This window comes from Geodermatophilus sp. DSM 45219, assembly GCF_900104025.1.
Lineage (GTDB): Bacteria > Actinomycetota > Actinomycetes > Mycobacteriales > Geodermatophilaceae > Geodermatophilus.
The window spans coordinates 47,585-72,849 of record NZ_FNIQ01000004.1 but is presented as its reverse complement, the minus strand read 5'-3'; the positions used below and the strand labels follow the sequence as shown (position 1 = coordinate 72,849).

Here is a 25,265-nt window from a genome sequence, read left to right as displayed (position 1 = left end):
ACCGGGTAAGAGTGGACCGTGCGAGCCATCGTCTACACCGAGAACGGCGACCCCGACGTCCTGCAGCTGGTCGAGCGCCCCGACCTCGAGCCCGGCCCGGGCGAGGTGCGGGTGCGGCTGGCCTTCTCCGGCGTCAACCCGACCGACTGGAAGCGCCGGCGCACCGCCGGGCCGCCCGCCGGCGGCCAGGTGCCCGACCAGGACGGCTCGGGCACCGTCGACGCCGTCGGCGAGGGCGTGGACCCGGTGCTGGTCGGCGAGCGGGTGTGGGTCTGGGAGGCGGCCTGGGAGCGCCCGCACGGGACGGCGGCGGAGTACACCGTCGTGCCGGCGCGGCAGGTGGTGCTGCTCGGAGCCGGCCCGTCCTTCGAGCTGGGCGCGGCGCTGGGCATCCCGTTCCTCACCGCGCACCGCTGCCTCACCGTCGCCGAGTCGCTGCCCGACCGGCTCGGGCCCGGGGCGCTCACCGGGCACACCGTCCTCGTGCAGGGCGGCGCCGGCGCGGTCGGCAACGCCGCCGTCCAACTCGCCCGCTGGGCCGACGCCACGGTGATCGCGACCGTCAGCAGCCCGCAGAAGGCGCAGCTGGCCGCCGCGGCCGGTGCCTCGCACGTCGTGGACTACCGCCGGCAGGACGTCGTCGCGGAGGTGCGCAAGGTCGCGCCGAAGGGCGTCGACGCGATCGTGGAGGTCTCCGCCGCGACCAACGCCGCCGTCGACGCGCAGGTGATCGGCCTGCACGGCGCGGTGGCGATGTACGCCGACGACGGCGGGGCGGAGGTCACCGTGCCGGTGCGCGCGCAGATGGTCCCGAACGCCCGCTGGCAGTTCGTGCTCGTCTACACCGAGCCGGAGCGGGCCAAGGCGATCGCCGTGGAGGACGTCAACGCCGCCGTCCTGGACGGTGCCGTGCGGGTCGGTGCGGACGCCGGGCTGCCGTTGCACGTCTTCCCGCTGGCCGAGACCGCACAGGCGCACCAGGCCGTCGAGGACGGCGCGGTCGGCAAGGTGCTGATCGACGTCACGGCCTGATCGGCGGGCTGACAGGATCGGGCGGTGCCTCGCGTCCTCGTCGCCCCGGACAAGTTCAAGGGATCGCTGACCGCCACCGAGGTGGCGGCCGCGGTCGCACGCGGCCTCACCGCCGGCCGCCAGGACGTCGAGGTGGACTCGCTTCCCGTCGCCGACGGCGGTGACGGCACCCTGGCCGCCGCGCTCGCCGCCGGCTTCCAGGCGGTGCCGGTGACCGCGACCGGCCCGACCGGCGAGCCGGTGGAGACGGCCTACGCCCGGCTCGGGGACGTCGCCGTCGTGGAGATGGCCGACGTCTCCGGGCTCGCCCGGCTCCCCGGTGGGCTGCGCCGGGCGCGCACCGCGACCAGCCGGGGCACCGGCGAGCTCGTCGCCGCGGCCGTGGCCGCCGGCGCCCGCCGGATCGTCCTGGGCATCGGCGGCAGCGCCACCACCGACGGCGGCGCCGGGATGCTGCAGGCCCTGGGCGCCGAGCTGCTCGACGCGGACGGCGCTCCCGTCGGGCCCGGCGGCGCGGGGCTGGAGCGGCTGGCGCGGGTGGACGTCGGCGGGGTCGCCGCCGCGCTGCAGGGGGCCGAGGTCGTCGTCGCCTGCGACGTGGACAACCCGCTGACCGGACCGTCGGGCGCCGCGGCGGTCTACGGCCCGCAGAAGGGCGCCGGCCCGGACGACGTCGTGTTCCTCGACGGCTGCCTGGCCCGGCTGGCCGACGCGGTCGCCGAGGCCACCGGCCGTGACCGGCGCGACGAGCCGGGCGCGGGTGCCGCCGGCGGGGTGGGCTTCGCCGCGCTCGCCGTCCTCGGGGCGCAGCTGCGCCCGGGCATCGACCTGCTGCTGGACCTGCTCGGCTTCGACCGGCTGGTGGCCGGCGCGGACCTGGTCGTGGTCGGTGAGGGGTCGCTGGACGAGCAGAGCCTGCGCGGCAAGGCGCCGGTCGGGGTGGCCCGGCGGGCACGGGCGGCCGGCGTCCCCTCGGTCGTGGCGGTGTGCGGGCAGCGCGACCTGGACGACGCGGCGCTGCAGCAGGCCGGCATCGACGCCGCGCACGCGCTCACCGACCTCGAGCCGGACCCCGAGCGCTGCATGACAGAGGCCGGCCCGCTGCTCGAGCGCCTGGCGGCGCGGATCGCGGCCGACCGGCTGTAGCGCGGCGGTCGCGATCCGATCACGGCGACGCGCCGGAGCCCGCGCTCCCCGGTGCCTGCGGGAGGATCCGGCGCGTTCCGGCGCAGCCCTCGCCGGCCGTCGAGAGGACGATCGCCGTGGCCCTCCCCGAGCGCCTCACCATCCGCAGCCTCTACCTCTACCTCGTCTGCCTGGTGACGCTGGTGATCGCCCTGTTCGCCGCGGTGGAGCTGACCCGCAGCACGGTGGGGCTGTTCTACCCCGACCCCGGCTACTACGGCCTCGCGGTGCCACCGGAGGGGCTCAGCGCGGCCGAGCTGCAGCGGCAGGAGGAGCTCGCCCGGCAGTCCCAGCTGCGCAACGACGTCCTGGGCGTGGTCGGCTCGGCCACCACGCTGCTCATCGCCGCGCCGCTGTACCTCTACCACTGGCGGCGGGTGCAGTCCGAGCTGCCCGCGCGGGTCCCGCAACCGGCCGCGCCGGGCACCGAGCCCCGCTGACCGGCACTCCACCTCCGGCGGGGCCCGCCCGGAGGTGCCGTTCGCGCGCGAACGGCACCTCCGCCCTGCCCAGGATCAGCCGCCCGCGGCGACCACGGTCACCCCGCGCCCCTCGAAGGCGGCGACCACCGCCGCGGGCGCGGCCGCGTCGGTCAGCAGCGTCCAGCCGGGCTCGACCCGGGTCCAGGCCGGTGCGTTCGCCGCCTCCAGCTTCGAGGAGTCGGCGAGCAGGACGACGCGGCGGGCCTGGCGCGCCGCGACCTCCTTGACGTGGGTCTCCTCGACGGTCGGCTCCCCCAGCCCGCGCTCGGGGTCGACCGTGTCGGCACCCAGGAAGGCCACGTCGAAGGCCAGCCGGTCCAGCGCGACCGACGCGAGCGGGCCCACGACGCCGTGGCTGAGCGGCTGCACCTGCCCGCCGACGACGATCACCCGGACGCCGGCCGCCCGGGACAGGAGCAGTGCCGACTCCAGCCCCCGGGTCACCACCGTCAGCGGGCCGGCCGTGACCAGCAGCCGGGCCAGGGCGAGGCACGTCGTCCCGGCGTCGAGGAACACCGTCCCCTCCGCCGGGACCAGCTCGGCCGCCCGGGCGGCGATCGCCGCCTTGGCCTCGGCGTTGAGCTGGGCGCTCTCCCCGAAGGGCCGCTCGTGGAACACCTCGTCCCGCACCAGGGCACCGCCGTAGGTGCGGGCGATGCTGCCGTCGCGCTCGAGCCGGGCGAGGTCCCGCCGGACCGTGGACGGGGAGACCCCGGCCTGGTCGGCCAGGGTCTCCACGCTGTCCACGCCGGCGCGGAGCAGCGCGAGCAGCGCCTCGTGCCGCTCCCGCGTCGCGCGACGCGTCCCGGTCTCGTCCACGGCGGCTCCTGCGGTCAGCGCCCGTAGGCGGCGCGGATGTTGTCGACGAACGGGGCGTAGTCGACCGCGGCCAGGTAGGCCGACAGCATCGTCCCGTGCCCGGCCTTCCCGGTGCCGGCGATGTCGAAGGCCGTGCCGTGGTCGACCGACGTCCGCAGCACCGGCAGCCCGACGGTCACCGAGATGGTGCCGTCGAAGTCGAAGGTCTTGGCGGGGATGTGGCCCTGGTCGTGGAAGTGCGACAGGACGCCGTCGTACCGCCCGACCAGGCCCTGGTGGAACACCGAGTCGGCCGGGACGGGGCCGGCGACGTCCAGCCCGCGGGAGCGCGCCGCCTGGACGGCCGGGCCGATGTGCACGATCTCCTCGTCGCCGAAGTTGCCGTTCTCCCCGCCGTGCGGGTTGAGCGCGGCGACGGCCAGCCGCGGCCGCTCGACGCCGAACACCGTCAGCGCGGTGTGCGCGCGGTCGATCGACTCCTCGACCCGGTCCTGGGTGACCTGGTCCAGCGCCTTGCGCAGCGCGACGTGCCGGGTGGTGAAGAAGATCCGCAGGTGGTGGCCCTCGGCCGCGGTGTTGCGGACGACGAACATGGTGTCCTGCTGCGTCACCCCGGTCAGCTCGCCGAGCATCTCGGTGTGGCCCAGGTGCTTGGAGCCGGCCGCCCAGATGGCCTCCTTGTTGATCGGGCCGGTCACCAGGCCGGCGACCTCCCCGGCCATGGCCGCCCGGGTGGCCTCCTCGATGGCGGCGACCGCGGCCCGCCCGGCGCGCGCGTCGACCTGCCCCCACGCGGGGACGTCGTCGCCCAGCACGCCGGTGTCGACGACGTCGATGACGCCGTCGGCCGGTGCGGTGGCGTAGCCCTCGACGGTGCGCACCTCGACGTCGAGGCCCATCGCCTCGACACCGCGGCGCAGCGCGGCGGCGTCGCCGACGGCCACCCCGTGGTGCCCCTCGGCACCGGACTGCTCGGCCAGCGTGCGGGCGACGATCTCGGGGCCGATGCCCACCGGGTCGCCCAGGGTCACGGCGAGGACGTGTCGGGTCATGTCTGTCTCGTCTCCAGTCTCGGTGGTCGTCGTGCTACCAGCGGGTGCGTGGCTCGGCGGAGGTGACGTGCCGTCGGTCGCGCTCGACGGCCCGTCGCAGGTGTTCCATGCACAGGACGGCGGTGTCGGCGTCGCCGATCAGCCCGCCCTTGGTCACCACGTGCAGGCCGTCCCAGGAGCCGCCGACGACGGTGCCCGCGACGGCCAGCGGGACGACCGCCTCCCAGATCTCCAGGCCCGAGGAGCCCAGCTCGGCCAGGACGGCGGCGGTGACGTCGCCGCCGGTGGTGTAGAGCCCGCCCACCGCGTGCGCCTCCAGGTTGCGGCGCACGGCCCGGGCGAGCTCGCGCGGGATCCGGTCGGCGTCCTCCGGGGTGATGCGGTGGACGTCGGTGTCGTCGAGCACGGTGGCCAGGACGACGACGTCCGCGGGACCGGCCTGCGCCAGCGCCTCCCCGAGCAGCCGGCTCGTGGCGTCGACGTCCGGGACGGCGCTGTCCGGAAGGGTCGGCACCCGGTACACGGTGACGTGCTCCTCCCCTGCCAGCGCGCCCAGCTGCTGGCGGGTGAGGTCGGTCGCCGACCCCGACACCGCCAGCAGCGGCGCCCCGGTCGCGGCCCGGTCCAGGCCGAGCGCGCGGGCCAGCGCGACCGAGCCCGGACCCGGGTCGCTGCTCACCCACACCAGGTCCAGCCCGTCGGCGGCTGCCACCGCCGCGGTGGCGACCCGGTCCAGGTGCTCCACGGTGGTGGCGTCGGCCACCAGCACGTCGACGCCGTCGTCCAGCGCCGCGCGCAGCAGCTCGACCAGCTCCCCGGACGGCCCGGTGACCGCGGCCATCGGCACCGACCGGGCGGTGAGCTCGGCCTGCTGCCGCAGGATCGCCGCCACGTCCGAGGAGCGCATCGGCGTCCGCGCGTCGCGGGCCACCTCGGTCTCCTCCAGCCGCCGGCCGCCGAGCAGCTGGTGCCCGCCGATGGTGTGCCGCCCGGCGCCCGGGTGGGCCGGGGCGCACAGCGCCACGACCCGGCGGCCGGTGAGCTCCCGCACCTCCGAGAGGACCGCGGCCGTGGTGGCGCCGACGTTGCCGCGCAGCGTGCTGTCGATGCGGTTGCACACCAGCCGCACCGGCCAGCCCGCGCGCACCACGGCCCGCGCCCGCTCCGCCGCGTCCTCCGGCGGGGCGTGCCGGGCCTCCGTGGTCGCGACCACCACGTCGAAGCGCGACACCATCTCGGCGACGACGTCCGGGCGGTCGACCGCGCTCGCCGTGACCGCCCGCAGTCCGACGGCGGCGAAGTCGGCGGCGGTCGCGTTCCCACCGGTGAGGTCGTCGGCGACGACGAGGACGGAGGCCATCGCTTACAGGAACAGGCTCGCGATGAGCAGCAGCGGCAGCGAGGCCGCCCAGACCGCGGTGGTGATCCCCGACCAGCCGCGCAGCGCCGCGGTGCCCTCCAGCCCGGTGAACCGGGTGACGACCCAGAAGTAGGAGTCGTTGAAGTAGCTGAACACCATCGACCCGGCGCAGCACGCCAGCGCCGCCAGCAGCGGCGAGAGGCCGAGGGCGCCGATCAGCGGGGCGGTGACCGAGGCGGCGGTGATCATCGCGACGGTGCCGGAGCCCTGCGCCAGCCGCACCAGCGAGGCGACCAGGAAGGGCACCAGCACGCTGGGCAGCGAGATGCTGGCCACGGCCTCGGCGAGGGCGTCACCCACGCCGGAGTCGCGCAGCACCTGACCGAGGGCACCGCCCGCGCCGGTGATCAGGATGATCAGGCCGGCCGAGGCGGCGGCGTCGGCGAGCCAGGTGTGCACCTGCTTGCGCGGCGTCCAGCGGGGCAGCAGCAGGTAGACGGCCAGCACGATGCCGATGACCAGGGCGACGACCGGGTTCCCGACGAAGGCCATGATCGAGGCGATGCCGGAGGGGACGTACTCGTCGTCCGGGCCGAGCGCACCCTGCGAGTTGCGGTCGATGGCCGTGGTGACCGTGTTCAGCACGATCAGCAGCAGCGGCACGAGCAGTGGCAGCGAGGCCAGTCCGGCGCCGACCCGGTGCGGCCCGGCACCGGGGGGCGGGGTACCCAGCTGGTGGGCCGGGTCCTCCCCCAGCGGCTCGCCCAGCGGGGTGTCGTCGGCGGTGACCGTGCCGGTGCCGCCCGCACCGGGACCGGACGCCGTGGCGGGGGTGCCGGCGTAGACCGCGGCCCGCACGGGCTCGCTGATCTCGCTCTCCAGCTTGGGGCCCATCCAGGTCGCGTAGAGGATCACGATGGGCAGGAGCAGCAGGCTGAACACCAGACCGGCCAGGATGAGACCGCCGAGGTCGGCGCCGAGGATGCCGGCGACGCCGAGCGGGCCGGGGGTCGGCGGCACGAGGTGGTGGGTCAGCGTCATGCCGCAGCCCAGGGCCAGGGCCAGGGTGACGTAGCGGCCCTTGATCCGCCGGGCGATGGACCGCGCCAGCGGGTTCATGATCACGTAGCCGGAGTCGCAGAACACCGGGATCGAGACGACCGCGCCGGTGCCGGCCATCGCCCAGTGCTCACGGCCCTTGCCCAGCGCCCTGACGAACACCTGGGCGAGACTGGCGGCGGCGCCCGAGACCTCGAGCATCTTGCCGATCGCCACGCCGAGGCCGATCACGATGCCGATCGAGGCCAGGGTGTTGCCGAAGCCGGTCGTGATCGAGGTGATCGTCTCCCCGACCGGCGAGCCGGCCACGAAGCCGGTCACCAGGGCAGCGATCAGCAGCGCCACGAAGGCGTCGAGCCGGGTGCGCAGCACCAGCACCACGATCGTCGCGATGCCCAGGACCAGGGCCAGCAGGAGTTGCACGTCCATGCAGAACCTCCACCGTCTCCCCCGCCGTCGGGGGCGCTCCCGCCGTTGGGAGCCCATGGAGCCTGACAGCCGCAACCTGCACAGATCAAGCGTTCAACGCAAATAGTTGCGCAGTTCGCGCAACTGGACGCGACCCGTCACTGTCCGCGAGGACGAGATCGCCGATCTCGCACGGTCCCGGGTCGGCGGCCGTGCGAGATCGGCGATCTCGTCGGGGCAGGTCGCGGTCGGGCGGGACCGACCCCGACCGGTCAGTGGATGTGCGAGCCGCCGTTGACGTCGTAGGTGGCTCCGGTGATGTAGCCGGTCTCCTCCCGGCACAGGTAGGTGATGAGGTCGGCGACGTCGGCGACCCGGCCGTTGCGGCCCACGGGGATCCCGGCGACCAGCTGCGTCTTGCGCTCCCCCTCCAGGGCGCCGCCGGTGATGTCGGTGTCGATGAGCCCGGGGGCGACGGCGTTGACCGTCACCCCGTGCGGCCCGAGCTCGCGGGCCAGCGCCCGGGTGAAGCCCAGCTGACCGGCCTTGGCGGCGGAGTAGGCCACCCCGCCGAACACCCCGCCGCCCCGCTCGGCCGAGACCGAGGAGAGGAAGACGATGCGGCCGAAGCCACGCTCGGCCATGCCGGGCGCGAGGCGCCGGGTGACGTTGAACGCGCCCCGCACGTTGACGGCGAAGATGCGGTCCCACTCCTCGCCGCTGACCTCCAGGAAGGGCGTGGGCGAGGTGATGCCGGCGTTGTTGACGACGGCACCGACAGGAGGCAGCGCGTCGTCCAGGACGGCGAGCGCGTTCTCCACCGAGGTCTCGTCGGTGACGTCGCAGCCGACACCGACGGCCTGCACGCCGTTGCGCTCGGCGACCTCGTGGGCGGCGTCCTTGGCGCTGGCCTCGTCGAGGTCGAGCACGGCGACGTTCCAGCCGGCGGCGGCGAGGGCGTGGGCGGTGGCACGGCCGATGCCGCGCCTGGAGCCGGCGCCGGTGACGACGGCGGTCTTGTCGGAGACGGACATGGTTCCTCCAGGGGGTCAGACGGTGGCGGGGGTGGGGTCGGCCGGCCAGGCCGTGGGCGGGTGGTGCTCGGCGGAGCCGCCGAGCTCGGCCTTGACGCGGGCGACGACGGCGTCGGTGGACAGGCCGTAGCGGTCGTGCAGGGTGGGCAGCGCCCCGGCGGCGAGGAACTCGTCGGGCAGGGCGATGGGCACCACGCGGGTGCCCGCCCCGGCGAAGGCCAGGGTCGAGGCGACCGACTCGGCGAGACCGCCGACGACGGTGTGGTTCTCCAGCGTGACCACGAGCCGGTCGGTGCGCGCGGCCCGCAGGATCGCCTCGGTGTCCAGCGGCTTGATGGTCGGCACGTGCAGGACGGCGACGTCGACGGAGTCGGCCTCGAGCCGGGCCGCGGCCTGCAGCGCCCGCATGGTCATCAGGCCGGTCGAGATCAGGACGACGTCCCGGCCGGTGCGCAGCTCGGCGGCCTTGCCCAGCTGGAACCGGTAGTCGTACTCGTCGAGCACGGTCGGCACCGCCCCGCGCAGCAGGCGGAGGTAGGTGGGGCCGGGTGCGTCGGCGAGTGCTGGCACGGCCTGCTCGATGTCGACCGAGTCGCACGGGTCGACGATCGTCAGGTTCGGGCAGCCGCGGAGGATCGCCAGGTCCTCGGTGGCCTGGTGGCTCGGCCCGTACCCCGTGGTGAGGCCGGGCAGGGCGCCGACGACGTTGACGTTCAGGTTCGGCTCGGCGATGTCCAGGCAGAGGAAGTCGTAGGCCCGCCGGGTGGCGAACACCGAGTAGGTGGAGGCGAACGGCACCAGGCCGACCTCCGCCATCCCGGCCGCCGTCCCGAGCAGCGACTGCTCGGCCATGCCCATCTGGAAGAAGCGCTCCGGGTGGGCGTCGCGGAACACGTGCATGTCGGTGTACTTGGCGAGGTCCGCCGACAGCCCGACGACCTCGGGCCGCTGCTCGGCCAGCCGGTTGAGCGCGTGCCCGAAGGGCGCACTGGTGGTGCGCTGACCGGGGTCGGCGAACGAGGCGATCATCGCCGAGGTGGTCAGCCGCTTCTTCGGTGCAGTGCTGGTCATCGGTCCAGTCCTCCCTGGAGCTGGTCGCGGGCGGTCTGCCACTCGTGCTCCTCCACCCGCATGAAGTGGGCCTTCTCGCGGGTCTCCAGCAGCGGCACACCGCACCCGATGCGGGTGTCGCAGATCAGCACCGAGGGGGAGCCGCGGTGCGCGCGGAGTTCGTCGAAGGCGTCGACGAGCGCGGGGACGTCGTTGCCGTCGACGCGCAGGGCGTGCCAGCCGAAGGCCCGCCACTTGTCGGTCACCGGCTCGGTGCGCAGCACGCCGGCGGTGGGCCCGTCGGCCTGGAGCGCGTTGACGTCGACGATCGCGGTGACGTTGTCCAGGCCGTGGTGGGCGCAGGCCAGCGCCGCCTCCCAGGTCGAGCCCTCGTCCAGCTCGCCGTCGGAGAGCAGGTTGTAGACCCGGGCCCCGTTGCCCTGGTGGCGCAGCCCGAGCGCCATCCCGGTGGCCACGGGGAGCCCGTGGCCCAGGGAGCCGCCGGAGATCTCCACGCCCGGCGTGTAGGAGGCCATGGCCGACATCGGCAGCCGGGAGTCGTCCGAGCCGTAGGTCTCCAGCTCCTCGGCCGGGATGGTGCCGGCCTCGGCCAGCGCCGCGTAGAGGGCGATGGCGTAGTGGCCGATCGAGAGCAGGAACCGGTCGCGGTCGGGCCAGTGCGGGTCCTCGGGGCGGAAGCGCAGCTGGTCGGCGTAGACGACCGCGAGGACGTCGGCCACACCCAGCGCCTGCCCGATGTAGCCCTGCCCCTGCACCTTCCCCATGTCCAGGGCGTTGCGGCGGATGCGGTACGCGGCCTGGCGGATCCGCTCGATCCGCTCCGCCCGGTCGTCGGTCGCTCGTGCTGTCTGCGGTGTGCTCAGCGAGGTCATGACTCGTTCCTCCTTCGGGGGTCAGTCGGTCGCCGAGTCGGCCGTCGGCCGGTGCTCGTGCGTCCCGGGGCGGGGGGTGGGGACGGTGGCTCCGGCGGCGAGGGTGCGCTCGAGCTCGGCGACCTCTTCCCGCTCGACCCGGCCCCAGGTCTCCCTGGTCACCGAGGCGGCGACCAGGCCCAGGAGGCCGTAGCCGCTGAACAGCAGCGCCGGGCCGATCCAGCCGTACCCCGCGTAGAGCGCGGTGGTGATCAGCGGGGTGAACCCGGAGACCACGGCCGACATCTGGTAGGCCAGGGAGGCACCCGTGGTGCGGGTCTTGGCCGCGAACAGCTCGGAGAACCAGGCGCCCTGCACCCCGGCCAGCGAGTTCTGCAGGACCGCGTAGCTGATGACGAACGCGATGACGATCGCCACGGCGGCGCCGGTGTTGACCACCAGGAACAGCGGGATGCCCCACAGCAGGTGCAGCGCGGTGCCCAGCAGGTACACCGGGCGTCGTCCGACGCGGTCGGTGAGCGCGCCCCAGTAGGTGGTGGCGAAGATGCCGATACCGGCGGCGATCATCGTCGCGGTGAGGGTGACCGACCGGTCGGCCAGCCCCTCCGCAGCGACGTAGGACAGCATGAACGTGACCGACACCGCGTAGCCGGCGGTCTCGGTGATCCGCAGGCAGAAGGCGCGCAGGATGTTGCGCCAGTCGTCGCGGAGCACCTCGAGGAGCGGGTTCTTCGAGAGCTCGCCCTCCTCCTTGAGCTCCTCGAACTCGGGCGACTCCTCGACCTTGAGCCGGATCACGATGCCCACGACGATCAGCACGGCCGACAGCAGGAACGGCACCCGCCACGCCCACGAGCCGCCCAGCGGGACGCTGACCAGGAAGGCCAGGTTGGCCAGCAGCAGCCCGACCGGGAAGCCGGCCTGCGTGATGCCGGTGTAGAGACCCTTCTTCCGCCACGGGGCGTGCTCGAAGCACATGAGGATCGCCCCGCCCCACTCGGCGCCGAACGCGAGCCCCTGCACGACCCGCACGATCACCAGCAGGACCCCGGCCCAGACGCCGACCTGCTGGTAGGTGGGCAGGAGGCCGATGAGCACCGTCGCGATGCCCATGAGCAGCAGGGAGCCGACGAGGACGGGCTTGCGGCCGATCTTGTCGCCGAGGTAGCCGCCGATGATCCCGCCGAGCGGGCGCACCGCGAATCCGATGCCCAGCGTGGCGAAGGACAGCAGCGTGCCCGACAGCGGGTCGTTCGCGGGGAAGAAGGCGGTGTTGAAGTACAGCGCCGCGGCGATGCCGAAGCCGATGAAGTCGTAGGTCTCGATCGTCGCCCCGACGGAGCACCCGATCGCGACCTTCTTCTTGGTCGGGGTGCCCTCGATCGGGTGCCAGGCAGCGACTTCCTCGAGGTGTGGATCACGGAGGGGTGGATGCCGCTCGGTCATGGTGACCTCCAGTGAGGGGGTGCGTCGGATCCCCGTTGTCCGTCGACTGTTAACAGTCAACTGGCGACTAGAGTGGGTGGCGCGGGTCACGGTGTCAAGGGTCACTTCTCGGCGGGTGCATCCGCGCAGGTTGAGGCACCGGCAGCCCCCTCCAGGGGACCGCCCCGGGCGTGCGAGGGGATGGCGAGGACGGGCGGCCCTCCTGCAGCGTCCCGCCGCGAACGTGCGAGCGGTGGGGGGGCAGGAGGGCCCTACGTCAGGCGGACTCGGTGGCCTCGGCGAAGTGCTGCGCGGCGGCGGTCATGTGCTCGTCGACGACCCGCACGGCCGCGTCGGCGTCCCCGCGCTCGATCGCGTCGACGATCGGGGCGTGCCGGTCGCGGGCCATCATCGGCGCCTGCCAGTCCGAGCCGTTCAGGATCGCGACCCGCATCCGGCCCTCGAGCCGCCGCCAGGCCTCGACGAGCATCGAGTTGCCCGACAGCTGGCACAGCAGCAGGTGGAAGGCCAGGTCGGCCTCGATGCGCGCCGCGGGCTCGTCCTCGTCGGAGAGCCGCTCCAGTGCCGTCCGCAGGGCACCCGCCGCTGCCTCACGCCGTGGCGAGGCGACGAGTTCCCGCACGGCCAGCCCCTCCAGGGCGGCACGCACCCGGAAGAGCTCGTGGACCTCGGTGGAGGTGAGGCTGTTGACCCGCAGCATCCCGCGGTTGCCGGCGGTGACCAGGCCCTCCTGCTGGAGGTGCCGCAGGGCCTCACGCACGGTGCCCCGGCTGACCCCCAGCGAACCGGCCAGCTCCACCTCGCCCAGGTGGTCCCCGGGCCGGTACCGGCCGGAGAGGACGGCCGATCGCAGTGCCTCGAGAGCGCGCTCCCGCAGCGTGCTGCGGTCCAGTGCGGACAGTGATTCGACGCTCACGGTGCACCTCCTCGTCGAGGTCACTCTAGCCGCGGTGTCGGCAGGTCGACTGTCGACAGGAGCGGGTGGGCGTGGCAGAGGCCCACCGCAGGAGCGGCCCGATCGCCGGTCTCGCACGCTCGACGGGCCGGGTGCGTGCGAGACCGGCGATCTCGCCGGGCGGGAGGAGCGGCCTCAGCCCACGCCGAGGTCGCGGGCGATGAGCATCCGCTGCACCTCGCTGGTGCCCTCGCCGATCTCCAGGATCTTCGCGTCGCGGTAGAAGCGGCCCACCGGGAACTCGTTCATGAAGCCGTAGCCGCCGTGCACCTGGGTGGCGTAGCGGGCGTTGTCCATCGCGACCTCGGAGCTGTAGAGCTTGGCGATGGAGGCCTCGCGCCCGTAGGGCTCGCCGCGCAGCATCTTCTCCGCGGCCCGGTAGTAGGCCAGCCGCGCGGTGGAGGCCCGCACCTCCATGTCGGCGATCATGAACTGGATCGCCTGGTTGCGGCCGATCGGCTGGCCGAACGCCTCGCGCTGCGCCGCGTACTTGACCGACTCGTCGACGCAGCCCTGCGCCAGCCCGACGGCCAGCGCGGAGATCGCGATCCGGCCCTCGCCGAGGATGGACAGGAACTGCGCGTAGCCGCGGCCGCGCTCCCCCACCAGGTTCTCCGCCGGCACCCGGCAGTCGCTGAAGGACAGCTCCCGGGTGTCCGAGGCGTTCCAGCCGACCTTCGAGTACCGCTTGCCGACGCTGAAGCCCGGCGTCCCCGACGGGATGGCGATCGCGGAGATCTCCTTGCCGCCGTCCGGCCGAGTGCCGGTGACCGCGGTGACGGTGACCAGTTCGGTCAGGTCGGTGCCGGAGTTGGTGATGAACGCCTTGGACCCGTTGACCACCCAGTGCCCGTCCTCCAGCCGCGCCGTGGTGCGGGTGGCGCCGGCGTCCGACCCGCCGCCGGCCTCGGTCAGCCCGAACGCGGCCAGCGCCTCGCCGCCGCACAGCCGCGGCAGCCACTGCTGCTTCTGCTCCTCGGTGCCGAACCGGTAGATCGGCATGGCCCCCAGCGAGACGCCGGCCTCCAGCGTGATCGCCACCGACGAGTCGACCCGGGCCAGCTCCTCCAGCGCCACGCAGAGGGTGAAGTAGGTGCCGCCCGACCCGCCGTACTCCTCGGGGAAGGGCAGGCCGAACAGCCCGAGCTCCCCCATCTGCCGCACGATCGCGGTCGGGAACTCGTCGGCCTCGTAGAACGCGCCGATCTGCGGTGCGATCACGTCCTGCGCGAACTCGCGCACGACCTTGCGCAGCGCCTCGGTCTCCTCGTCGAGCCGGTAGTCCAGCACTCGGTCACCCCTCCTCGTCGGCGGCCGGTGGGGTCACCACGGCCACCCGCTCGTCCAGCCGGACCTGGTGGCCGGCCGTCACGCCGAGCTCGGTGACCGTCCCGCCGAGGGGTGCGGTCAGCACGTGCTCCATCTTCATCGCCTCGACGACCAGCAGCGGGGTCCCCGCCTCCACCCGGTCGCCCACCGCGGCCTGCACCAGCGTCACCGTCCCGGGCATGGGCGCGGTCACCACGCCGTCGCCGGCCGCGCCCTCGGCCGCCGCGTGCAGCCGCTCGTGCTCGCGCAGCGCGGTCACCCTCCCGTCGGCGGCCAGCCAGACCTGCCCGCCGGCGTGGACGACGGCGTACCGGGAGGTGACGCCGTCGAGGGTGACGGTCAGTTCGTCGCCGTCCCGGGTCGCGGATGCGGACGCCGCAGCGCCGTCCCCCACGCACACCTCCGCCGACGCCGACCGGCCGCGCACCCGCACCGTCACCGGCTCGCCGCCGGCGGCCTGCAGCCGGCGCACCGTCCAGGCCGGCTCGCCCACCCGCCAGCCGTCGGGGACGTCCCACCGGTCGACCACCGGACCGGCCGGCTCGGCCTCCAGCAGCTCGTACAGCGCGGCGGCCGCGTACACCGCCGGCGGCACCGGCTCGGCTGCGGTCAGCGCCTCGCCGCGCCGCTCGATGAGGCCGGTGTCCAGCCGCCCGGCGACCACGTCGGGGTCGGTGAGCAGGGCCCGCAGGAAGGCGGTGTTGGTCGGCACCCCGAGGACGGCGGTGTGCCCGAGCGCGCCGACCAGCCGGGCGCGCGCAGTCTCCCGGTCCGCGCCGTGCGCCACCACCTTGGCCAGCATCGGGTCGTAGTCGGTGCCCACGACGGAGCCGACGGCCAGCGAGCTGTCGAGGCGGACGCCCGCCCCGGCCGGCTCGCGCAGGCCGAGCACGGTGCCGGTCTGCGGCAGGAAGCCGCGGGCCGGGTCCTCCGCGTAGAGCCGCGCCTCGATGGCGTGCCCGGACAGGCGGACGTCGTCCTGGGTCAGCGGCAGCCGCTCCCCCGCGGCGACCCGCAGCTGCAGCTCGACCAGGTCCAGGCCGGTGACCATCTCGGTGACCGGGTGCTCGACCTGCAGCCGGGTGTTCATCTCGAGGAAGAAGAAGTCGCTCGGCCGGTGGGCGTCGACGATGAACTCCACCGTGCCCGCGCCGGTGTAGCCGACCGCGCGGGCGGCCTCGACCGCGGCCGCGCCCATGGCGGCGCGCTGGGCGTCGTCCAGCAGCGGGGACGGCGCCTCCTCGATCACCTTCTGGTGCCGGCGCTGCAGGCTGCACTCCCGCTCGCCCAGGTGGACGACGGTGCCGTGGGCGTCGCCGAAGACCTGGACCTCGATGTGCCGGGCGGACCCGATGTACCGCTCCACCAGCAGCGTGTCGTCGCCGAAGGAGCCGCGGGCCTCCCGGCGGGCGGCCGCGATCTGGCCGGCCAGCTCGCCCTCCGACCGCACCACCCGCATGCCCTTGCCGCCCCCGCCCGCGCTGGGCTTGAGCAGCACCGGGAAGCCGGCCTCGACGGCGGCGGCCGCGACCTCGTCGTCCGACATGCCCGGCTCGGTCCGCCCGGGGACGACGGGGACACCGGCGGCCATCACGGTCCGCTTGGCGCGGATCTTGTCGCCCATCGCCTCGATCGCGGCGACCGGCGGGCCGATGAAGACGACGCCGGCCTTCTCGCAGGCGCGGGCGAACTCCACGTTCTCGGACAGGAAGCCGTAGCCCGGGTGCACCGCCTGGGCGCCGGTGCGGACCGCCGCGTCGAGCACCCGGTCGATCGACAGGTAGCTCTGCGCCGCGGGTGCCGGGCCGATCGGGACGGCGACGTCGGCCTCGCGGACGTGCCGCGCCCCGGCGTCCGCCTCGCTGTGCACGGCGACCGAGCGGATGCCCATGGCGCGCAGGGTGCGGACGACCCGGACGGCGATCTCGCCGCGGTTGGCGACGAGGACGGTCTCGAACACCGCTCAGCACCCCCGACCGGGGGTGGGCTCAGGCCGCCTTGCGGGTGCTCTTCGCGAGGACCTGGTCGGCCTTGCCCACCTTGACCAGGCGGCGCTTCTTGACGGTGTACCCGGCCGGGAGCGTCCCCTCCGCGAGGGCCCGCAGCGGGCACCGCTTGCACCGCGGCCTGTCCTGACAGCACTTCTTCTTGGGCATCCGCCCGGACTTCCCCACACGGTGAGGTTAGCCTTCCCTTCCCGGCCGGTCCACGGCCACCGGCGGGTCAGCGGATACCGTGCCATCAACGCCACCTCACACGCCCGGGAGACCCGATGGCCGCCCCCGCCTTCGTCGAGCTGCTCAACACGCAGATCGGCAACGAGTACGCCGCCCACCAGCAGTACGTGGCGTGCGCCGTCTACTTCGACGAGCTCACCATGCCCCGGACGGCGCAACTCTTCTTCGACCAGGCGCTCGAGGAGCGCGAGCACGCCATGATGATGGTCCGCTACCTGCTGGACTCCGACGCGCCCGTCCGCATCCCGGGCATCCCCGCGCCGGTCAACGAGTTCGCCGACGTCGTCGCCCCGGTCGCGCTCGCGCTGGAGCAGGAGAAGCGCGTCACCGAGCAGATCAACGCGCTGATCGGCGTCGCCCGGCGGGAGAACGACTTCGCCTCCGACCAGTTCATGCAGTGGTTCATCAAGGAGCAGATCGAGGAGGTCAGCAAGATGAGCGACCTGCTCACCATCGTGAAGCGCTCCACCCACGACCTCGAGACGATCGAGGACTACGTGCTCCGCGAGGTCACCGCCGAGGCCGCCGACCCCACCGCACCACCGGTCGCGGGGGCCTGAGCGGCCCGCCGTACCGCCGATATCGCGATAAAGGCGGTCACATCCGGAAGACGCCATAGCCGACCTCCTCCAGCGGGGCGTTGGCGCAGGCGGACAGGGTCAGGCCGAGGACCGTGCGGGTGTCGGCGGGGTCGATCACGCCGTCGTCCCACAGCCGGGCGGTGGCGTAGTACGGGTGGCCCTGGGACTCGTACTGCTCGCGGATCGGCGCCTTGAACGCCTCCTCCTCCTCGGCCGGCCACTCCTGGCCGCGGGCCTCCAGGCCGTCGCGGCGCACCTGGGCCAGCACCGAGGCCGCCTGCTCCCCGCCCATCACCGAGATGCGCGCGTTGGGCCAGGTGAACAGGAAGCGGGGCGAGTAGGCCCGGCCGCACATCGAGTAGTTCCCGGCGCCGAACGAGCCGCCGATGACCACGGTCAGCTTGGGCACCCGGGCGCAGGCGACGGCGGTGACCATCTTGGCGCCGTGCTTGGCGATGCCGCCGGCCTCGTAGTCGCGGCCGACCATGAAGCCGGAGATGTTCTGCAGGAACAGCAGCGGGATGCTGCGCCGGTCGCACAGCTCGATGAAGTGCGCGCCCTTGAGCGCGGACTCGGCGAACAGCACGCCGTTGTTGGCGACGATGCCGACCGGGTGGCCGTGCAGCCGGGCGAAGCCGGTGACCAGCGTCTGCCCGTAGAGCGGCTTGAACTCGGCGAACCGGCTGCCGTCGACCAGCCGGGCGACGACCTCGCGGACGTCGTAGGGCGTGCGCGGGTCGGGCGGCACCACCTCGTAGACGGAGGCGGGGTCGAACAGCGGCTCGCAGGCCGGTTCGACGTCCCACGGCCGGGGTCCGCGCGGGCCGAGGGTGCCGACGATCTGGCGGACCAGCTGCAGCGCGTGCGCGTCGTCCTCGGCCAGGTGGTCGGTGACCCCGCTGGCCCGGCTGTGCAGGTCGCCGCCGCCGAGCTCCTCGGCGGTCACCACCTCACCGGTCGCGGCCTTCACCAGCGGCGGGCCGCCGAGGAAGATCGTGCCCTGCTCGCGGACGATGACCGCCTCGTCGCTCATCGCCGGCACGTAGGCACCGCCGGCGGTGCACGACCCGAGGACGGCGGCGACCTGCGCGATGCCGGCCTTGGACATCGTGGCCTGGTTGTAGAAGATCCGGCCGAAGTGCTCGCGGTCGGGGAAGACCTCGTCCTGCATCGGCAGGAAGGCGCCGCCGGAGTCGACCAGGTACACGCAGGGCAGCCGGTTGTGCAGCGCCACCTCCTGCGCGCGCAGGTGCTTCTTCACCGTCATCGGGTAGTAGGTGCCGCCCTTGACGGTGGCGTCGTTGGCCACCACCACGCACTCCCGCCCGGCCACCCGGCCGATGCCGGTGATGATCCCGGCCGCCGGCGCCTCGCCGCCGTACATGCCGTGCGCGGCCAGCGGCGAGAGCTCCAGGAACGGGCTGCCGGGGTCGAGCAGCGCGTCGACCCGCTCCCGCGGCAGCAGCTTGCCCCGCCCGGTGTGCCGCTCACGCGCCCGCTCACCGCCCCCGTCGGCCACCCGGCGCAGCTGCGCGGCCAGGTCGGCGGCGAGCGCGGTGTGCGCCTCGGCGTTGCGCGCGGCGGCTCCGGCGTCGGTCGTCGGCCTGCCGGCCAGCACGGGGGCGTCCACGGCCGGGATGTTAACGAGGGTTCACGCACGGGGTCAACGAGCGTTAACATCCCGGCCGTGACGGACGCCAACACCGCGCTGCACTCGGACGCGGCCCGCCCGTCGCGCCGCGAGCAGATCCTGCGGGCCGCGGCCCAGCTGTTCGCCGAGCGCGGTTCGCGGGCCGTGGGGGTGGACGACGTCGGCGCGGCCGTCGGGGTGACCGGGCCGGCGATCTACCGGCACTTCGCCAGCAAGGACGCGATGCTCGCCGAGATGCTGCTGCGCATCAGCGAGCGGCTGCTGGAGGGCGGCACCGCCCGGGTGGCCGCCGCCGGGGAGGACCCGCTGGCCCAGTTGCGCACGCTGATCGCGTTCCAGGTCGACTTCGCGCTGGACAACCCCGCGCTCATCACCGTGCACGACCGCGACCTCGGCTCGCTGGCCGACGACGACGCCGCCCAGGTGCGCCGGCTGCAGCGCCGCTACGTCGAGGTGTGGGTCGAGGTGCTGGGCCGGGTGCACACCGAGTCGGACGCCGCGACCAACCGGGCCCGCGCCCACGCCGTCTTCGGGCTGGTCAACTCCACGCCGCACAGCGCCGGCCGGCTGCCGCGCCGCCGGATGGCCGCGCTGCTCGCCGCGATGGCCGAGTCCGCCGCCACGACCCCCTGAGGCGCCCGTCGATGATCAGGTGAGCTGATCGTCCACGGTCCTGGCTCACGTTGGGTGCTGAGCCAGGAGCCGGGGAGGTGAGCTCAGCTGATCGTTGCAGCGCCGGCTCAACCGGCGGCCGGCTCCGGCATGGGCAGCACCAGCGCGGTGGCGGCGACGACGTCCAGGTCGGCACTCGACCCGCCCGCCCCCGGGCCGGCCCAGGCGGTCTCCACGATGCTCACGGTGCTGCCGTCGACCGCGCTGGCGTACTCCGCGCCGGAGAGCGACTCCGGGCCGCCCGGGTAGCGGACGCCCTCGCGCAGCAGGTCGCTGACGTTGCCGCTGCCGTTCTGGTCGGCCAGCGCGCGCAGCGCCCGCGCCCCCTCGGCGTCCCCCATGTCGGCCACCGAGACCGACACGACGACCGGCCGGCCGCCGACGTCGGTCGAGTACAGCGCCCGGGCGAGACCCGCGCAGTCGCTGCCGGCGAAGAAGTCGGCCACCGCGCCGTAGGAGTTGCCGACGCAGGTCGGGTCGGTCTGCACGCGCTGGGCGACGAAGGTCAGCCCGTCGACCGTCTCGCTGTCCCCCGGCTGCGGCCCGGCGGCCGGGGCCGCGGTCTCCCCAGCGACCGAGGGCGAGATGCCGGCGTCCGCCTCGCCGTCCCCACCGAACAGCGTGGTGAGGCCGACCCCGAGGAGGACGACGAGCAGCAGCGCCGCCGCGACGAGCACCGCGGTCCGCCGGGGGGACCGCCGGCGCCGGCGCGGCCCGACGAGGGGGACGCCGGGCGGCCGGGCAGCGGTCGCACCGGCAGCCACCGGCCCGGGCGCGGCCACGGTCGCGACGGGGACCGGCTCGGCGGCCGGCCGGTCGTCGGCGAACAGCCCGCCGATGCCGCCGGTCTTCCCGCGCACGCCCACCGTCGGCCCGACCAGGGTCTGCGGCGCGGCGGGCGGCGACGGGGCGGCGTGCGCCGGGACGGCGAGGTCCTGCGCGCTCCCGTGGGCAGGCGCGGCCGCGCGGGCGGCCTCCTCGTCGGCCCGGATGGCCGCGGCCGCCACCGCGGCGGCCGCAGCGGGGTCCACCAGCGGGCGCATCGGCTCGGGCGGGGCGGTGTGCGGGGCCGGCTGGTGCGGCGCCGGCACCGTGGAGGGCAGCGCGACCGCCTGCTGCGGCACGGCCGGGTGGGGTGCGGCCTGGTGCGCCGCGGCCGCCATCGCGGCGGGGGCGAGCAGCTCCGGGGTGCGCAGCACGTAGGGCGAGTAGGGGAAGCCCTCGCCGTTGAGCTCCTGGGTGGTCGGCGTCCGGCCGTCGAGCTCGAGGGCGTCCAGGGCGGCGCGCACGTCGGCCGTCGTCCAGAGCCGGGGGTTGGCGACCCCGCTGTACCGGGCGGCGCGGGAGATGCCGAGCAGCAGCGAGCGCGGCTCGAGCAGCGCGACCTGGTCACCCTCGCCCAGGTCGCCATCGGCCGGGACCAGGCCGGTGAGGTCGCCGACCAGCACGGTCAGGCGGGCGATCCGGCCGGGCTCCAGGCCCGCGCGGCGCAGCCGCACGGCGGCGTCCATGCCGGCGCGCATGAGCCCGTCGAGGGGCGTGGACCCGCCGCCGGACAGCTGCAGCACCTCGCCGGGCCGGCCGGCCTCGGGCCCGATCGTCCAGGAGCCCTCGGGCAGCGCGGTGACCACGCCCCGCTGCCGGACCACCTCGGCGACCCGGACGACGGCCAGCCCCTCGGGCACGAAGAGCACGGCGTCGGCCAGCCGCCGGCCCACCGGCCCGTCGACGACCGGGAGGGAGGCGACGACCGCGCCCCGGACCGCCCCGCCGGTGTCCCAGCGGGCCAGTTCGGCGAACAGCGCACGCTCCCCCGCCGTCTGCAGCGGCGTGGGGGTGAGGGGAAGCACGTCGTCCTCCGGGGCGGGGTGGCAGGGGGCGGTCGAGCGGCGGAGCGCCGTTCCGCCGACGGGCTCGGCCCGACGCTACGTCATGTGACGGGCCGGTCCCGGACGTTCAGCGGGTCGGCGCGCCGAGGGCGACGGACCCGTGGTCGTCCTCCAGCGGGGCCAGCCAGGCGGCCAGCGACCGGCTGCGGACGACGGCGTCGAGCGCTCCGCACAGCAGCGTGGACCCGGCCACGGTGGCCAGCACGACGGCGGGCCGCCAGTCCCACGGCGGGAGCGCACCGACCGCCGCCAGCAGCGCGCCGGCCAGGTAGGTGACGCCGGCGACCAGCGTGCCGGCCGCCCAGCCGGGCAGACCCCGGGACACCGCGACGTCCACGGCGACCGCGCCGGCCAGCAGGGCCAGCGGCAGGACCGAGGGCGGGAAGTCCATCGCCACCAGACCCAGCCACGCGACCGCGCGGTAGGCCAGGTAGCCGGCCGCGACCGTGGTGGCGGCCCAGCGCAGGCCGGTCACCCGGCGGGCGACGAGGAGGGACAGCAGCCCCGCGCACAGCAGCCAGGCCGGGTGCACCCAGGCCGGCACGGGCAGCATGAACGTCGTGGGCGTCTGCCCCTGGGCGGCGACGAAGTCGAGCAGCTGCTGCTCGGCCGTCGTCCGGCCGGCCAGGTGGTCGCGCAGCGAGAGGACGCCGTACTCCTGGTGCTGGTTGGGGAAGACGGCGTTCTCCACGAAGAACAGCCACAGGCCCAGCGCGACGGCGTCCCGCACCCGGCCCGGCGCGGCGTACAGCCACCAGCCGCGCAGCGCCCCGGCGAGCATGACCGCCGTCCCCAGGTAGAGCAGCGCGTGGCTGGGGCTCCAGCTGGTGATGTCCAGGCCGTTGACACGGTGGTTGACCAGGTCGACCGGGATGGCGACGAGGAAGACCGCGGTGCCGGCCTGCATCAGCCGCAGCGCGCGCCGGTCGACGCCGTAGCCGGTGTAGCCGTGGAAGAGCACCAGCGCGACGACGACGACCGTGCCGGCGGAGTTGAGCAGGTGCGGCGGGGCCAGGTCGTCGCGCAGCCAGCGGAAGTGCCAGGAGACGTCCCACGAGGAGCCGACCATCTTGAGCCCGAAGGCGCCGAGCCAGGCGGCGTAGAGCCACCGCAGCTCCTGCTGGGTCGTCGGCCGCCCGGGACGTCCGGGGGTGACGTAGGTGGGCCACAGCCACCGCAGCGTCTCGACGGGACGGCGCAGCGCGGCGGTCGCGGAGCCGGGGGCCGGCGGGACCGGCCGGCCGGGCGCGACGGGTGCTGGTGGCACGGGCGGACTCCTGGGCTCGGCGTGGTCGCGGCGGAGCGTAGCCGCGCGAGCGCCGCTCCCCCGGCCTCCGAGTGGCACCGGAGTGGCGGATGCGGTACCGCCTGGGCTGCGGGCGGCCGGGGTGGGTGGGACGTAGGGTCGGCGCTCGTGGCGGACAGCGCGGGACACCTGGTCTGGATCGACTGCGAGATGACCGGGCTGGACCTGACCCGGGACAAGCTCATCGAGGTCGCGGTGCTCGTCACCGACTCCGAGCTGAACGTCCTGGACCCCGGGCTGGACCTGGTGATCTCCGCCGAGGACGCCGACCTGGAGGACATGGCCGACGTCGTCACCGAGATGCACGCGAAGTCGGGGCTCACCGAGGCGGTGCGGGCCTCGACGCTCACCGTCGCCGAGGCCGAGCAGCAGGTGCTGGCCTACGTGAAGCGGTTCGTGCCCGAGCGGCGCACGGCGCCGCTGTGCGGCAACTCGATCGGCACCGACCGCGGCTTCCTCGCCCGCGACATGCCCGAGCTCGACGACCACCTGCACTACCGGATGATCGACGTCTCCTCCGTCAAGGAGCTGGCCCGCCGCTGGTTCCCCCGGGTCTACTTCGCCCAGCCGCAGAAGGGCCTGGCCCACCGCGCCCTGGCCGACATCATCGAGTCGGTGCGCGAGCTGGCCTACTACCGGCAGACGCTGTTCGTCGACGCCCCCGGGCCGTCGCAGTCGCAGGCGCAGGCGGCCGCCACCCGGGTCGCCGGCACCTTCGCCGGCCTGCTCGCCGGGGAGGACGTCGCGCCGCCCGGACGGGCCGCGTCGGACGGTTGAGCGCCTCCGGTATCGTTGACGCCGGTTCCCGGACGACCCGCTCCCCTGCGGTGCGTCCGGGAGACGTGGTGGGTGTAGCTCAGCTGGTAGAGCACCAGGTTGTGATCCTGGGTGTCGCGGGTTCGAGCCCCGTCACTCACCCCACGGAGACGAGGCCCCGGTCAGGCGACTGACCGGGGCCTCGTCCTCTCCCGGGGTGGCACGGGGGCACGCCACCCCCCGCCACCCTGGAGGGGGATGCGGGGACGTCCTCCTGCTGCCGGACCGACTGGGCGACCGCCGCACGCCACCGACCCGTGCGGCGGGAGCCGCTGGAGCGGCGGACCCCGGGCCGGCCGACCGCGCGTGGCCGCGGTGGACGACCGCCGGGCCCGCCGAGAACCTCCGCCGGCACGAGCAGCGCCTGCACGACACGAGGGAGACCCACTCATGACCGCCCCGAGCGCGAGCCGACCCGAGGCGACCTCCACCGACGTGGTGGCCGAGGCCGCCCGGCGGCGCACCTTCGCCGTGATCAGCCACCCCGACGCCGGGAAGTCCACGCTGACCGAGGCGCTGGCCCTGCACGCCCGCGTCATCGGCCAGGCCGGTGCGGTGCACGGCAAGGCGGGGCGGCGCGGGACGGTGTCGGACTGGATGGACATGGAGCGCGCCCGCGGCATCTCGATCACGTCGGCGGCGCTGCAGTTCGCCTACCGCGACGCCGTGGTCAACCTGCTCGACACCCCGGGGCACGCCGACTTCTCCGAGGACACCTACCGGGTGCTCACCGCGGTCGACGCCGCGGTCATGCTCATCGACGCCGCCAAGGGCCTCGAGGCGCAGACCATGAAGCTGTTCGCGGTCTGCCGGCACCGGGGCATCCCGGTGATCACCGTGGTCAACAAGTGGGACCGCCCGGGCAAGGACGCCCTGGCGCTCATGGACGAGGTCGTCGAGCGCACCGGCCTGACACCGACCGCGCTGACCTGGCCGGTGGGCATCGCCGGCGACTTCCGCGGCGTCCTGGACCGGCGCGACGGCAGCTACCGGCGCTTCACGCGGACCGCCGGCGGCGCCACGGTGGCCCCGGAGGAACAGCTCTCCGCGGCCGAGGCCGCCGCATCCGAGCCCGACGCCTGGGCCCAGGCGCAGGAGGAGGTCGACCTGCTGGCCGCGACCGCCGGCGAGCACGACCAGGAGCTGTTCCTCTCCGGCGTCACCACACCGGTGCTCTTCGCCTCGGCGGTCTCCAACTTCGGCGTCGGCACGCTGCTCGACGTGCTGGTCGACCTGGCACCGGCACCCGCCGGCCGGCCCGACGCCGACGGGGCGGTGCGCCCGGTCGACGCGCCGTTCAGCGGGTTCGTGTTCAAGGTGCAGTCGGGCATGGACGCCGCCCACCGCGACCGGCTCGCCTACATCCGCATCTGCTCCGGGGTCTTCGAGCGCGGCATGGTGGTCACCCACGACGCCACCGGCCGGCCGTTCGCCACCAAGTACGCCCAGCAGGTCTTCGGCCGGGAGCGGGAGAGCATCGACGTGGCGTTCCCCGGTGACGTCGTCGGGTTGGTCAACGCCTCGGCGCTGCACGTCGGCGACACCCTCTTCACCGAGCGGCCGGTCAGCTTCCCGCCGCTGACGACCTTCGCCCCCGAGCACTTCGCCGTCGTCCGCAGCATCGAGACGGCCAGGCACAAGCAGTTCCGCCGCGGGATCGAGCAACTGGAGTCCGAGGGCGTCGTCCAGGTGCTGCGGTCCGATCGGCGCGGTGACCAGGCGCCGGTGTTCGCCGTGGTGGGCCCGATGCAGTTCGAGGTGGCCAGCCACCGCATGGAGCAGGAGTTCGGTGCACCGGTGCACCTCGAGCCGCTCCCCTACAGCCTCGCTGTGCGCACCGACGAGGCCTCCGTCGCGCGCATCACGGCCAGCAGCGGCACCGAGGTGCTGCGCCGTTCCGACGGCGAGCTCCTCGCCCTGTTCACCACGAAGTGGGTGCTGCGCGTGCTCCGGGAGGGCAAGCCGGACCTCACCCTGGAACCGCTGGTCGCCGCCCAGCTCGGCTGACG

22 protein-coding genes and 1 tRNA gene are annotated in these 25,265 nt (G+C 74.6%); 8 read left to right on the top strand and 15 right to left on the bottom strand.

The features are described from left to right. Positions 1–18 precede the first annotated feature (18 nt). The 3 genes from BLR12_RS13275 (at position 19) to BLR12_RS13265 (ending at position 2,657) form a co-directional block, all read left to right on the top strand. Positions 19–1,032: an NADPH:quinone reductase gene (locus tag BLR12_RS13275; RefSeq protein ID WP_091378809.1), complete on the top strand. Its 1,014-nt coding sequence runs from the start codon at positions 19–21 to the stop codon at positions 1,030–1,032. 24 nt (positions 1,033–1,056) lie between these two features. Beyond that, positions 1,057–2,178 (top strand): glycerate kinase, encoded by a 1,122-nt coding sequence (locus BLR12_RS13270; protein ID WP_091378807.1) that lies wholly within the window; start codon positions 1,057–1,059, stop codon positions 2,176–2,178. Positions 2,179–2,294: 116 nt separating this feature from the next. After that, entirely contained in the window at positions 2,295–2,657 is a 363-nt protein-coding gene (locus tag BLR12_RS13265; RefSeq protein ID WP_091378804.1) for a hypothetical protein, read from the top strand. 75 nt (positions 2,658–2,732) lie between these two features. On the opposite strand, the gene BLR12_RS13260 is transcribed toward BLR12_RS13265, so the two are convergent. The 12 genes from BLR12_RS13260 to BLR12_RS13205 form a co-directional block, all read right to left on the bottom strand. After that, the gene (locus BLR12_RS13260; protein WP_091378801.1) at positions 2,733–3,518 is read right to left on the bottom strand and encodes a DeoR/GlpR family DNA-binding transcription regulator; all 786 of its coding nucleotides are present in this window, start codon (positions 3,516–3,518) and stop codon (positions 2,733–2,735) included. A gap of 14 nt (positions 3,519–3,532) precedes the next feature. Continuing rightward, positions 3,533–4,570 (bottom strand): 4-hydroxythreonine-4-phosphate dehydrogenase PdxA, encoded by a 1,038-nt coding sequence (pdxA, locus tag BLR12_RS13255; RefSeq protein WP_091378798.1) that lies wholly within the window; start codon positions 4,568–4,570, stop codon positions 3,533–3,535. A 34-nt stretch (positions 4,571–4,604) separates the two neighbouring features. Next, entirely contained in the window at positions 4,605–5,930 is a 1,326-nt protein-coding gene (locus tag BLR12_RS13250; protein WP_091378795.1) for a four-carbon acid sugar kinase family protein, read from the bottom strand. A 3-nt stretch (positions 5,931–5,933) separates the two neighbouring features. Next, positions 5,934–7,418 (bottom strand): GntP family permease, encoded by a 1,485-nt coding sequence (locus BLR12_RS13245; protein ID WP_176832500.1) that lies wholly within the window; start codon positions 7,416–7,418, stop codon positions 5,934–5,936. Between the two features lie 251 nt (positions 7,419–7,669). Next, positions 7,670–8,431 (bottom strand): SDR family NAD(P)-dependent oxidoreductase, encoded by a 762-nt coding sequence (locus BLR12_RS13240; RefSeq protein WP_091378792.1) that lies wholly within the window; start codon positions 8,429–8,431, stop codon positions 7,670–7,672. 15 nt (positions 8,432–8,446) lie between these two features. Then, positions 8,447–9,502 (bottom strand): transketolase family protein, encoded by a 1,056-nt coding sequence (locus BLR12_RS13235; RefSeq protein ID WP_091378789.1) that lies wholly within the window; start codon positions 9,500–9,502, stop codon positions 8,447–8,449. Next, positions 9,499–10,374 (bottom strand): transketolase, encoded by an 876-nt coding sequence (locus tag BLR12_RS13230; RefSeq protein WP_091378786.1) that lies wholly within the window; start codon positions 10,372–10,374, stop codon positions 9,499–9,501. The genes BLR12_RS13235 and BLR12_RS13230 overlap by 4 nt, the downstream gene beginning before the upstream one ends. Before the next feature lie 21 nt (positions 10,375–10,395). After that, positions 10,396–11,820, bottom strand: a complete 1,425-nt coding sequence (locus BLR12_RS13225) for an MFS transporter (RefSeq protein WP_091378783.1) — start codon at positions 11,818–11,820, stop codon at positions 10,396–10,398. A 256-nt stretch (positions 11,821–12,076) separates the two neighbouring features. Further along, positions 12,077–12,736, bottom strand: coding sequence for a GntR family transcriptional regulator (locus BLR12_RS13220; RefSeq protein ID WP_176832499.1), 660 nt, complete (start codon positions 12,734–12,736; stop codon positions 12,077–12,079). 174 nt (positions 12,737–12,910) lie between these two features. Then, entirely contained in the window at positions 12,911–14,065 is a 1,155-nt protein-coding gene (locus BLR12_RS13215; RefSeq protein ID WP_091378782.1) for an acyl-CoA dehydrogenase family protein, read from the bottom strand. Positions 14,066–14,069: 4 nt separating this feature from the next. Continuing rightward, on the bottom strand, positions 14,070–16,064 hold the full coding sequence (locus tag BLR12_RS13210) for an ATP-binding protein (protein WP_091378779.1): 1,995 nt from the start codon (positions 16,062–16,064) through the stop codon (positions 14,070–14,072). Between the two features lie 28 nt (positions 16,065–16,092). After that, entirely contained in the window at positions 16,093–16,278 is a 186-nt protein-coding gene (locus BLR12_RS13205) for a hypothetical protein (protein ID WP_091378777.1), read from the bottom strand. A gap of 98 nt (positions 16,279–16,376) precedes the next feature. On the opposite strand from BLR12_RS13205, the gene BLR12_RS13200 reads away from it, so the two are divergent. Continuing rightward, positions 16,377–16,901, top strand: a complete 525-nt coding sequence (locus tag BLR12_RS13200; RefSeq protein WP_091378774.1) for a ferritin — start codon at positions 16,377–16,379, stop codon at positions 16,899–16,901. Between the two features lie 37 nt (positions 16,902–16,938). Here BLR12_RS13200 and BLR12_RS13195 read toward each other — a convergent pair whose 3' ends face one another. Further along, positions 16,939–18,552: a carboxyl transferase domain-containing protein gene (locus tag BLR12_RS13195; protein ID WP_091378772.1), complete on the bottom strand. Its 1,614-nt coding sequence runs from the start codon at positions 18,550–18,552 to the stop codon at positions 16,939–16,941. A gap of 57 nt (positions 18,553–18,609) precedes the next feature. Here BLR12_RS13195 and BLR12_RS13190 point away from each other — a divergent pair, with 57 nt between their 5' ends. Next, positions 18,610–19,206 carry an SACE_7040 family transcriptional regulator gene (locus BLR12_RS13190; RefSeq protein WP_091378770.1) on the top strand — a complete coding sequence of 199 codons (597 nt, stop codon included), beginning with the start codon at positions 18,610–18,612 and terminating at the stop codon, positions 19,204–19,206. A 107-nt stretch (positions 19,207–19,313) separates the two neighbouring features. Here BLR12_RS13190 and BLR12_RS13185 read toward each other — a convergent pair whose 3' ends face one another. Together BLR12_RS13185 and BLR12_RS13180 are read right to left on the bottom strand one after the other, a co-directional pair. Then, positions 19,314–21,095: a hypothetical protein gene (locus BLR12_RS13185; protein ID WP_091378766.1), complete on the bottom strand. Its 1,782-nt coding sequence runs from the start codon at positions 21,093–21,095 to the stop codon at positions 19,314–19,316. 106 nt (positions 21,096–21,201) lie between these two features. Further along, positions 21,202–22,401, bottom strand: coding sequence for a hypothetical protein (locus BLR12_RS13180; RefSeq protein WP_091378764.1), 1,200 nt, complete (start codon positions 22,399–22,401; stop codon positions 21,202–21,204). 147 nt (positions 22,402–22,548) lie between these two features. Between BLR12_RS13180 and orn the strand changes: the two genes are divergently transcribed. The 3 genes from orn (at position 22,549) to BLR12_RS13165 (ending at position 25,263) form a co-directional block, all read left to right on the top strand. Further along, positions 22,549–23,217 carry an oligoribonuclease gene (gene orn, locus BLR12_RS13175; protein ID WP_091378762.1) on the top strand — a complete coding sequence of 223 codons (669 nt, stop codon included), beginning with the start codon at positions 22,549–22,551 and terminating at the stop codon, positions 23,215–23,217. A gap of 68 nt (positions 23,218–23,285) precedes the next feature. Continuing rightward, positions 23,286–23,361 (top strand) — tRNA-His (locus BLR12_RS13170). A 285-nt stretch (positions 23,362–23,646) separates the two neighbouring features. Next, entirely contained in the window at positions 23,647–25,263 is a 1,617-nt protein-coding gene (locus BLR12_RS13165) for a peptide chain release factor 3 (RefSeq protein ID WP_091378759.1), read from the top strand. The last annotated feature ends 2 nt before the right edge of the window (positions 25,264–25,265 follow it).

Bases quoted from the DNA above. Each gene is read 5' to 3' on its own strand.
- pdxA (WP_091378798.1), bottom strand. From the start codon at position 4,570: ATGACCCGACACGTCCTCGCCGTGACCCTGGGCGACCCGGTGGGCATC.
- BLR12_RS13250 (WP_091378795.1), bottom strand. From the start codon at position 5,930: ATGGCCTCCGTCCTCGTCGTCGCCGACGACCTCACCGGTGGGAACGCG.
- BLR12_RS13245 (WP_176832500.1), bottom strand. From the start codon at position 7,418: ATGGACGTGCAACTCCTGCTGGCCCTGGTCCTGGGCATCGCGACGATC.
- BLR12_RS13240 (WP_091378792.1), bottom strand. From the start codon at position 8,431: ATGTCCGTCTCCGACAAGACCGCCGTCGTCACCGGCGCCGGCTCCAGG.
- BLR12_RS13235 (WP_091378789.1), bottom strand. From the start codon at position 9,502: ATGACCAGCACTGCACCGAAGAAGCGGCTGACCACCTCGGCGATGATC.
- BLR12_RS13230 (WP_091378786.1), bottom strand. From the start codon at position 10,374: ATGACCTCGCTGAGCACACCGCAGACAGCACGAGCGACCGACGACCGG.
- BLR12_RS13225 (WP_091378783.1), bottom strand. From the start codon at position 11,820: ATGACCGAGCGGCATCCACCCCTCCGTGATCCACACCTCGAGGAAGTC.
- BLR12_RS13200 (WP_091378774.1), top strand. From the start codon at position 16,377: ATGGCCGCCCCCGCCTTCGTCGAGCTGCTCAACACGCAGATCGGCAAC.
- BLR12_RS13165 (WP_091378759.1), top strand. From the start codon at position 23,647: ATGACCGCCCCGAGCGCGAGCCGACCCGAGGCGACCTCCACCGACGTG.